Origin of the sequence: Amycolatopsis sp. NPDC006131, assembly GCF_040614175.1 — a bacterium.
Taxonomy (GTDB): domain Bacteria; phylum Actinomycetota; class Actinomycetes; order Mycobacteriales; family Pseudonocardiaceae; genus Amycolatopsis_E; species Amycolatopsis_E tucumanensis.
This window is the reverse complement of the sequence record NZ_JBEXTX010000187.1, coordinates 1-9,472: the sequence shown is the minus strand read 5'-3', so window position 1 is coordinate 9,472 and position 9,472 is coordinate 1. Positions and strand designations below refer to the sequence as shown.

Here is a 9,472-nt window from a genome sequence, read left to right as displayed (position 1 = left end):
CACCCCCCGGATCATGACCTCGACTGGGGGCATCAGTCATACCGAACCTGGCGACCACAGCTCCCTGATCAGGAACCACGAAAAAGGTAACGGGGAACACCCGCGTGAAGAAGTCAGCTTTGGTCCTCGCACTCGCGCTGCTGGTCAGCGCCTGCGGCGCGCAGCCCGCCGCCGGACCAGCCCTCTTCGGCGACGCGCAGACGCTGGTGCGCGCCGCGACCGAGCAGACGGGCAAGGCCCAGACGGTGCGGTTCTCCGTGGCGATGACCGTGGCGGACCGTGAGGCCACCGCCACCGGCGAGATGCGTTTCACCGAGCCCGGGTGGGCCATGAAGATCACGCACACGGCCGACGGCGTCACGTCCGAGACGCGCGTCGTGGACGGCGCGCAGTACGTGTCGATCCCGGAACAGGCCCGCGGGCTCACCGGGGGCAAGCCGTGGGGCCGCTACCCGGCGGACAGCGCGAAGGGCAAGGAACTCGGCGCCATGATGCGCGAGTCCGGCCAGAGCGACCCCGCGCAGGTGCTCGACGACGTCCGCAAGGGCGGCACCATCGACCGCAGCGAGCAGACCACGCTCGACGGGCGGCCGGTGAGCCACTACTGGATCACCGTCGACCTGGGGAAGACCTCTGGGCTGGCGGAGATGGCAGGCCGGACGGCGCCGATGGAGTTGTGGCTCGACGCCGACCAGCTCCCCGCCCAGATGCTGTTCGACTTCAGCGGGCTCGCGTCCGAAGGCGACCCGCCGATGGGCCCGATGACCATGCGCTACACCGGCTGGGGCGAGCCGGTCGACATCGCCGCCCCGCCCGCCGACCAGGTCGCCGAGCTGCCCGCCGGCTAACCCATGTGCGGGTAGCCGATGGCGGTGGGCGCGTCGAACGTCTCCTTCACCGACCGCGGGCTCGTCCACCGCAGCAGGTTGAACATCGACCCGGCCTTGTCGTTCGTGCCGGAGCCGCGGGAACCGCCGAAGGGCTGCTGGCTCACGATCGACCCGGTCGGCTTGTCGTTGACGTAGAAGTTGCCCGCCGCGAACCGCAGCGTCTGGTGCGCCTGCTGCACGGCGGCCCGGTCGTCGGCGAACACCGCGCCGGTCAGCGCGTACGGCGAGGTGCGGTCGACCAGTTCGAGGATCTCGCCGTACGAGCCGTCGTCGTAGACGTGCACCGCGAGGATCGGCCCGAAGTACTCCGTGGCGAACGCGGTGTGCCCCGGATCGGCGGACACCAGCACGGTTGGCTCGACGAAGTACCCGATCGAGTCGTCGCAGTGGCCGCCGACCAGGACGTCGAGGTCGTTGTCCGCGTCCACGCTGTCGAGCAGCCGCTGGTGCTTGGCGAACGCCCGCGCGTCGATCACCGCCCCGCCGAACACCGACAGGTCCGCGACGTCGCCGTACTTCACGGTCCGCGTCAGGTCCGCCAGGTCGTCCCGCAGCCCGCTCTCCCACAGCGACCGGGGGATGTACGCGCGGGAGGCCGCGGAGCACTTCTGGCCCTGGTACTCGAACGCGCCCCGGACGAGCCCGGCCACCAGCTTCTCGCGGTTCGCCGAGGCGTGCGCGACGACGAAGTCCTTGCCACCGGTCTCGCCGACGATGCGCGGGTAGCTCGCGTAGGTGTCGAGGTTCTCCGCGATCCGCCGCCACAGGAACTTGAAGGTCGCCGTCGAACCGGTGAAGTGCAGGCCCGCGAACCCGGGGTCGGCGAGCGCGACCTCGCTGACCGCGTGCCCGTCGCCGGTCACCAGGTTGATCACGCCCGGCGGCAGGCCGGCCTCCTCGAACACCTGCATCGTGTAGTGCGCGGCCAGCTGCTGGGTCGGCGTCGGCTTCCAGACGACCGTGTTGCCCATCAGCGCGGGCGCGCTGGGCAGGTTCCCGGCGATCGCGGTGAAGTTGAACGGGGTGATCGCCACGACGAACCCGTCCAGCGGCCGGTAGTCCATGCGGTTCCACGCGCCCGGCACCGAGTTCGGCTGCTCGGCGAGGATCCGGCGCGCGTAGTGCACGTTGAACCGCAGGAAGTCGATCAGTTCGCAGGCGGCGTCGATCTCGGCCTGCTGCACCGACTTCGACTGGCCGAGGATCGTCGCGGCGTTGAGCGTGTCGCGGTGCCGCCCGGCCATCAGGTCCGCGGCGCGCAGGAACACCGCCGCGCGCTCGTCGAACGCCATCTCCCGCCAGGCGGGCGCGGCGTCCTTCGCGGCGGCCACGGCGTCCGCGACGTCCTCGGGGGTGGCCTGTGCCGACGTGCCCAGCACGTGCGCGTGGTCGTGCGGCTGGACGACGTCGAAGGTGTCCCCGCCCGCCATCCGCCGCCTGCCGCCGATGGTCTGCGGCAGCTCGTGCTTGTCGCCCTCCAGCTCGGCGATCCGGCGTTGCAGGGATTCCCGCTCGGAACTGCCCGGCGCGTAGGTCCGGACGGGCTCGTTGACCGGGACGGGCACGTTCGTGATGGCGTCCATGCCTACCTCCTCGACGGCTGCTGTAAACGCTAGAGCAGGTCGAGGAGGAACGGCAGCTCTTGAGGCGCGTACCAGGCCAGTTCGTGGTCCTCCGCCTCGCCGAGGACGAACTCCGCGTCCGGGTCGCCGAGGTCCGCGGCGTCGATGACCCGGGCGGCCGCGCGCACGGCCTCCTCCGCCTCCTCCGCGTCCACGTGCACGGCCGCGACGTCCTCGTAGCTGATCGGCCCGGACACCTTCACCACCGGCGCGTCCAGGTCCGGCCGCGGCGTCGCGTTCTCGACGTCGACCGAGATCACCACCCGCCGCGGGAGCTCCTTGGCGTCCTCCTCGGCGGCGCCGATCAGCCTCAGCGACGCGCGAGCGGCGTCCAGCAGCGCGACGTACTCCAGCTCCTCGGTGTCCCCGCTGAGGTAGGACTCGCGCAGCGCCGGGGTCAGGGCGAAGCCCGTCCCGCCGGGCGGCTGCAGTCTGCCGTCCGCCACCAGCCTGCGCAGCATTCCGATCGTGCCCGGAAGGTAGACCCTCACCAGCTCGCACCCTTCAGCTCTTCCAGCGAATCCTCGATCATCCCAGCGAGGACGTCCACATCGGACAGCGCCTTGCGGTCACCGTTGAGTCCGAAGTAGACGCCGCCGTGGTAGGACGTGACCCCGATGGCCAGCGCCTGGTTGCGCGCCAGCGGGATCACCGGGAACATCTCGGTCATCCTCGCCTGCCCCGCGTACAGCGGCACCTGCGGCCCCGGCGAATTGATGACCAGCAGGTTGAAGATCCGCCCGGAGAACGAGCCTGCCGCGCGGGCGGCGAGCGCGTGCATCGTCGCCGGGGCGAACCCGCCCACCTTCAGCATCGCGCGGGCGGCCACCGAACGGCCCGAGTCGGCGTGCGCCCGCAGCGTGTGGCTGACGTGCTGGAGCCGCAGGACCGGGCTGGGCTCGCCGACCGGCAGGTCCACCAGGTACGGCTCGACCTCGTTGTTGACCAGTCCGGCCGGGGAGAACTCGACGGTGTCCGGTTCGAGCACGGCCAGCGGGACCAGCGCGCGGACCGTGGTGGCCTCCGAGACGCCCTCACCGCGGGAGAGCAGCCACTCACGCAGCGCGCCGGTGATCGCGGCGAGGACGATGTCGTTGACCGTGACCCCGTGCTCGGCGCGGATCTTGCGGTAGTCCTCCAGGCGCGTGCGCACCACGTCGAACACGCGGCCGCCGGAGACGTGCCGGTTGAGCGGCCCGGACGGCGCCGGCTGCAGGACGCGGTGGACCGCGGCGGCGACCCCGCCGACCGCGTCGGTGACCTCGCCCGCCGTGGCGGACAGGTCGCTCACCACGTCGCGCACGTTCTCCACGAGTTCACCCGGACGGCGGACCGCCTCGCTGACGGCGTCGAGCACGAGCTGGGCGGGGCTGGGCAGGCGGCGGGGCGTCCAGGTGTCCTCGTACGGCTCACAAGCCTGCGGCATCGTGTCCAGGATCAGCTGTCCCAGCTCGACGGTGCCGGTCCCGTCCACCACGGACTGGTGAGTCTTGGTGACCAGCGCGACCCGGTCGCCCGCGAGGCCTTCGACGAAGTAGGTCTCCCACAGCGGGCGCTCGTGGTCCATTGGCCGGGCCATCAGGCGGGCGACCAGCTCGTACAGCTGGTCGTCGGTGCCCGGGCCGGGCAGCGCCGACCGGCGGACGTGGTAGTTGAGGTCGAAGTCGACGTCGTCCACCCACACCGGGCGGGCGAGGTGGCCGGGCACGTTCAGCACGCGCTGCCGGTAGCGCGGCAGGAACGCGAGGCGCTGACCGACCAGGCACAGGAGCTGCTCGTAGTCGAACCCGTCGCGCGGCCGCTCGAAGACCGCGACGCCGCCCACGTGCATCGGCGTCGTCGCGTCCTCCAGGTAGAGGAACGACGCGTCGAGTGCGGAAAGGCGGTCGGGCATGACGCGATCCTGACACAGACTGGTCTACTGGCCCACCCGCCGGCCCGCCACCGCCCTCAACGGAAACGCTGCGCGTTACTAGGCTTTCTCGGGTGGCTGAAACGACCGTCTCCCCGAAAGACCGATTCCTGACCGTCTACGGGCGCAAACCGGTGCTGGAAGCCCTGGACGACCCGGAGCTGCGGGTGGACAAGGTCATCCTCGCCGACACCGCCCGCGGTCCGGCCGCGGCGGAGATCCAGCGCGCGGCGAAGGCGGCGGGCGTGCCGGTGCAGCGGGCGAGCGCGCACCGGGTGAAGGTGCTGGCCGGCAACGGCAAGCAGGACCAAGGCGTGCTGGCGGACGTGGTCGCGCCCCGGATGCGGCCGCTGAGCGCCGCGCTGGCCGACGCTCCGGCGCGGGTGCTGCTGCTGGACGGCATCACCACGCCCGCGAACGTGGGGATGATCCTGCGCACCGCGACGGCGGCGGGGCTCGGCGGGATCGTCGTGCCGCGGCGCGGTGTGGCGGCCCTGGACCCGCTGGTCGTGAAGGCCTCGGCAGGGGTCGCGTTCCGCGCGCCGGTCCTCCGCTGCGCGACGGCCGCCGAGGCCGCGTCCATGCTGGTAGAGGCTGGATACGGATTGTATGCACTTGGTGCACAGGGCGGATCGTCGCTGTTCGAGGCGCCGTTGCCGGAGCGGGCGGCGTTCGTGCTCGGCGGGGAGACGGCCGGGGTGAGCGACGAGGTCGCCTCGCTGGTGACCGGGTGGCTGTCGATCCCGATGCCGGGCGAGGTCGAATCGCTGAACGTGTCCGCGGCCGCGGCGGTGCTGTGCTTCGAACTGGTCAGGCGGGGAACAACGCGCTGAGTTCGGCGAGCGTGTCCGCCACCGAGGTGTGGTGCACGCCGACCATGCCGGCCGCGGTGGCGCCGTCGACGTTGGCCCGCGAGTCGTCGACCATGACACAGCCGGTCACGGGGAGGCCGAGCCGTTCGGCGGTGAGCCGGAAGACCCGCGGATCCGGTTTGGCGATGCCGACCTCGCCGGAGAAGACGAACGCGTCGAAGTGGCGGGCGAGACCCCCGCGGCCGGCGCCACCGTCCGCATTGGACAGCAGCGCGGTCCGGATTCCCCGCTCGCGCAGGGCATCAACGGCGGCCAGCAGGTCGGCGGCGTCCGGATCGGTCAGCACACCGGCGTAGTCGAGCACCAGTCCTCGCAGCACAGGCGGACCCTACCGGCCCCGTTCACACCATCGGGCCAAGGCTGTCCGGTTCTCCTGGAAGTGCCGCTCTAGGGAGCGGCATGACTCGACCGAGGGGGACCGATGACCGGACTGTGCGAGCTGTACCCGTACGAACCGAACCGCGGCGCGGCGCCGCCGGATTCGATTCCGGAACAGGCGGGGGCCGCCCGCACGTGGCAGCGCGGCCGTCCAGGCGAACCGCTCGAACTGCGCCACGCGAGGACCGTCCTGACGGCGATCCTGGAAGTCCGCTCCGGACGGCGCGCGCCGGGCCAGTTGCGGGCGGTGGTCACGCCGCGGATGTACCAGCACCTGCGGGGCGCGCCGCCGTCGCCGGGCCCGCGCTACACGGTGAAGTCGGTGCGGGCGAGCCACAGCACGCCCGGCACGATCGAAATCTGCGGAACCGCACACGCCGACCGCCGGGCGACCGCCGTGATGGCGAGGTTCGAACACTCCGAAGCCGGCTGGCGGTGCGGCTTCTTCACCGTCGTGCAGCCGCAGAGACACCGCTGACCCGCTCCGGCTCCTGGCGCACCTGCCAGGAGCCGGAGCACGGCCGCGCCAGCCCCAGCGGGCCCGTGCCCAGGGGCGCGGCACGACGCGCGCCTCAATCTCCTCGAGGCGCAGCGGCACTCGCCCACCTGCGAATTCGCTCAGTGGGCACCAGACGTGCGGCAACACCCGCCAAGCGCGTGGGAGCGGCACCACGCACCCACCACCCCGCAACCCAGCAGCGCGCCGACACCCGGCCCAACGACCGCCCACCAACCGCAAAAGCACGCGGGGGCGGCACCAACCGGTGCCGCCCCCGCGCGAAAAACCCAGCTCAGCGACGCTTCTTGGTCTTCTTCGCCTGGGTGCGGGCAGCCGCGCGACGCTCCCGCCGCGTGCCCGCCGCGCCCTGGCCGTCCGAGGACGCCGTGGCCGTCCCGCGGGACTGCACGCCGCCCTGCTCGGCCGGCCCGGAGAAGGTCAGGCCCTGCTGCGGGTTCTCGTTGCCGAGCCCCTTGCCGCGCAGCGCGCTCGGCACCGGGGCGCGCGGCGGCTCGGGCTGCTGCTGCGGCACGGGCTGCGCGTGCCGCCCACCGCCCGCCGCCGCGGGCGCGGCCGCGGCCGGAGCCGCCGCCTCCTGCGGCTGCGCCGCCTCGACCTGCAGGTTGAACAGGAAGCCGACGGCCTCCTCCTTCAGCGAGTCCAGCATGGCGTTGAACATGTCGAAGCCCTCGCGCTGGTACTCGATCAGCGGGTCGCGCTGCGCCATGGCCCGCAGGCCGATGCCCTCCTTGAGGTAGTCCATCTCGTAGAGGTGCTCACGCCACTTGCGGTCCAGCACCGAGAGCAGCACCTGCCGCTCCAGCTGCCGCATCGCGCCCTCGCCGACCCGCCCGTCGATGTCGGCCTCGCGCCGGGCGTAGGCGGCCTTCGCGTCCTCGACCAGCGCGTCCCGGAGCACCTCGGCGCTGAGGTCCTCGTGCTCCTCCATCAGGTCTTCCCAGTTCAGCGACACCGGGTAGAGCTGCTTGAGCGCGGTCCACAGCTTCTCGTGGTCCCAGTCCTCGGCGTAGCCCTCGGCCGTGGCGCCATCGACGTACGCGGTGAGCACGTCGACCAGCATGTGCTGCATCTGCTCGGAGAGGTCCTCGCCCTCGAGGACGCGGCGGCGCTCGGCGTAGATCACCTTGCGCTGCTGGTTCATGACCTCGTCGTACTTGAGGACGTTCTTGCGGATCTCCATGTTCTGCTGCTCGACCTGCGTCTGAGCGCTCTTGATGGCCCGCGAGACCATCTTGTGCTCGATCGGCATGTCGTCGGGCAACCGCATGGTCGTCATGACCCGCTCGACCATCACCGCGTTGAACCGGCGCATCAGCTCGTCACCGAGCGACAGGTAGAACCGCGACTCGCCGGGGTCGCCCTGACGGCCGGAGCGGCCGCGCAGCTGGTTGTCGATGCGGCGGGACTCGTGCCGCTCGGTGCCCAGCACGTACAGGCCGCCGGCCTCGCGGACCTCCTCGGCCTCCGCCTTGACCTCGGCCTTGACCTCTTCGAGCACCTTCGGCCACAGGGCCTCGTACTCGGCGGAGTTCTCGACCGGGTCCAGGCCGCGCTCGCGCAGCCGCTCGTCGGCGATGATGTCCGGGTTGCCGCCCAGCACGATGTCGGTACCGCGGCCGGCCATGTTGGTCGCGACCGTGACGGCGCCCTTGCGACCGGCACGCGCGATGATCAGCGCTTCCCGGTCGTGGTACTTCGCGTTCAGCACCTCGTGCGGCACGTTCAGCTTGACCAGCAGCTTCGACAGGTACTCGGACTTCTCGACGCTGGTGGTGCCGACCAGCACGGGCTGGCCCTTGGCGTGCCGCTCGGCGATGTCCTCGGCGACCGCCTCGAACTTCGCCTCCTCGGTCTTGTAGATCAGGTCCGGCTGGTCCTTGCGGACCATCGGCCGGTTGGTCGGGATCGGCACCACACCCAGCTTGTAGGTCTGGTGGAACTCCGCGGCCTCGGTCTCGGCGGTACCGGTCATGCCGGCGAGGCGGTCGTAGAGGCGGAAGTAGTTCTGCAGCGTGATCGTGGCGAGCGTCTGGTTCTCCGCCTTGATCTCGACGCCTTCCTTGGCCTCGATCGCCTGGTGCATGCCCTCGTTGTAGCGGCGGCCGGCCAGGATGCGGCCGGTGAACTCGTCGACGATCAGGACCTCGCCGTTGCGGACGATGTAGTCCTTGTCGCGCTTGTACAGCTCCTTGGCCTTGAGCGCGTTGTTCAGGTAGCCGACCAGCGGCGTGTTCGCCGACTCGTACAGGTTGTCGATGCCGAGCTGGTCCTCGATGAAGGCGACACCCTTTTCGGTGACACCGACGGTCCGCTTGCGCTCGTCGACCTCGTAGTGGGTGTCGCGCTTCATCAGCGGCGCCATGCGGGCGAACTCGACGTACCAGCGGGCCGACTGCTCGGCCGGGCCGGAGATGATCAGCGGTGTCCTGGCCTCGTCGATCAGGATCGAGTCGACCTCGTCGACGATGGCGAAGTTGTGGCCGCGCTGGACGCAGTCGTCCAGGCTCCACGCCATGTTGTCGCGCAGGTAGTCGAAGCCGAACTCGTTGTTCGTGCCGTAGGTGATGTCGGCGTGGTAGGCCTTGCGGCGCTCCGCCGGCGTCATCTCGGACAGGATCGCGCCGACCTCGAGACCGAGGAAGCGGTGCACGCGGCCCATCCACTCCGAGTCGCGCTTGGCGAGGTAGTCGTTGGTGGTGACGACGTGGACGCCCTTGCCGGAGATCGCGTTCAGGTACACCGGCAGGACCGAGGTCAGGGTCTTGCCCTCACCGGTCTTCATCTCGGCGACCTGGCCGAGGTGCAGCGCCGCGCCACCCATCAGCTGAACGTCGTAGGGGCGCTGACCGAGCACCCGCAGGGCGGCCTCGCGGGCCACCGCGAACGCCTCGGGCAGCAGGTCGTCCAGCGACTCGCCGTCCCCGCCGTCGTGCCGCTCGCGGAACTCGGCGGTCTTGCCGCGCAGCTCGTCGTCGGTGAGGTCCTTCACCTCGTCTTCGAGGGTGTTGATGTGTTCGGCGATGTTGCGCAGCCGCTTGATCATCTTGCCCTCGCCCGCACGCAGCAGGCGGTTGAGAACCATCCGGTCGACCTCACTAGCTGTTGGGACGCACCCAGGCTCAGTCCCTGGACCGCGCCGTGTCCGACACCTCTCCGACCCGTGGTGCGGGTCGTGCGCACCCTCCATCGTAGGGAAGGAGCGCGCGTCGGCGCACGCAACGTGCGAACATGCGCGAAACCTTAACGCACGGGGTCAAGCGATTTCGGCGACTCCGTCG

General features: G+C 70.9%; 8 protein-coding genes. 3 read left to right on the top strand and 5 right to left on the bottom strand.

Translation table 11 applies throughout. From position 1 onward, the window contains the following. Positions 1 to 119: 119 nt before the first annotated feature. On the top strand, positions 120 to 848 hold the full coding sequence (locus ABZ215_RS42260; RefSeq protein ID WP_354956456.1) for a hypothetical protein: 729 nt from the start codon (positions 120 to 122) through the stop codon (positions 846 to 848). Here the strand turns inward: ABZ215_RS42260 and pruA are convergent. From pruA to ABZ215_RS42245, 3 genes are read right to left on the bottom strand one after another with little or no spacing between them, the layout of a single operon-like run. After that, on the bottom strand, positions 845 to 2,473 hold the full coding sequence (pruA, locus tag ABZ215_RS42255) for an L-glutamate gamma-semialdehyde dehydrogenase (RefSeq protein ID WP_354956454.1): 1,629 nt from the start codon (positions 2,471 to 2,473) through the stop codon (positions 845 to 847). The two genes, ABZ215_RS42260 and pruA, sit on opposite strands and share 4 nt — an antisense overlap. A 29-nt stretch (positions 2,474 to 2,502) precedes the next feature. Then, positions 2,503 to 3,003, bottom strand: a complete 501-nt coding sequence (locus tag ABZ215_RS42250; protein WP_020420506.1) for a hypothetical protein — start codon at positions 3,001 to 3,003, stop codon at positions 2,503 to 2,505. Beyond that, the gene (locus ABZ215_RS42245) at positions 3,000 to 4,406 is read right to left on the bottom strand and encodes a wax ester/triacylglycerol synthase family O-acyltransferase (RefSeq protein WP_354956452.1); all 1,407 of its coding nucleotides are present in this window, start codon (positions 4,404 to 4,406) and stop codon (positions 3,000 to 3,002) included. The genes ABZ215_RS42250 and ABZ215_RS42245 overlap by 4 nt, the downstream gene beginning before the upstream one ends. A gap of 92 nt (positions 4,407 to 4,498) precedes the next feature. Between ABZ215_RS42245 and ABZ215_RS42240 the strand changes: the two genes are divergently transcribed. Further along, on the top strand, positions 4,499 to 5,257 hold the full coding sequence (locus tag ABZ215_RS42240; protein WP_354956450.1) for an RNA methyltransferase: 759 nt from the start codon (positions 4,499 to 4,501) through the stop codon (positions 5,255 to 5,257). On the opposite strand, the gene ABZ215_RS42235 is transcribed toward ABZ215_RS42240, so the two are convergent. Beyond that, a complete protein-coding gene (locus tag ABZ215_RS42235) occupies positions 5,235 to 5,615 on the bottom strand; it encodes an HAD-IA family hydrolase (RefSeq protein ID WP_020420509.1) in 381 nt (126 codons plus the stop codon). The two genes, ABZ215_RS42240 and ABZ215_RS42235, sit on opposite strands and share 23 nt — an antisense overlap. A gap of 102 nt (positions 5,616 to 5,717) precedes the next feature. Here ABZ215_RS42235 and ABZ215_RS42230 point away from each other — a divergent pair, with 102 nt between their 5' ends. Further along, positions 5,718 to 6,152: an Rv3235 family protein gene (locus tag ABZ215_RS42230; RefSeq protein WP_354956448.1), complete on the top strand. Its 435-nt coding sequence runs from the start codon at positions 5,718 to 5,720 to the stop codon at positions 6,150 to 6,152. Between the two features lie 313 nt (positions 6,153 to 6,465). Here the strand turns inward: ABZ215_RS42230 and secA are convergent, their stop codons facing one another. Then, a complete protein-coding gene (gene secA / locus ABZ215_RS42225) occupies positions 6,466 to 9,276 on the bottom strand; it encodes a preprotein translocase subunit SecA (RefSeq protein ID WP_354709020.1) in 2,811 nt (936 codons plus the stop codon). Between the last annotated feature and the right edge of the window lie 196 nt (positions 9,277 to 9,472).

Excerpts from the sequence above, each read along its gene's own strand:
- pruA (WP_354956454.1), bottom strand. The coding sequence starts at position 2,473 with ATGGACGCCATCACGAACGTGCCCGTCCCGGTCAACGAGCCCGTCCGG.
- ABZ215_RS42230 (WP_354956448.1), top strand. The coding sequence starts at position 5,718 with ATGACCGGACTGTGCGAGCTGTACCCGTACGAACCGAACCGCGGCGCG.
- secA (WP_354709020.1), bottom strand. The coding sequence starts at position 9,276 with ATGGTTCTCAACCGCCTGCTGCGTGCGGGCGAGGGCAAGATGATCAAG.
- ABZ215_RS42245 (WP_354956452.1), bottom strand. The coding sequence starts at position 4,406 with ATGCCCGACCGCCTTTCCGCACTCGACGCGTCGTTCCTCTACCTGGAG.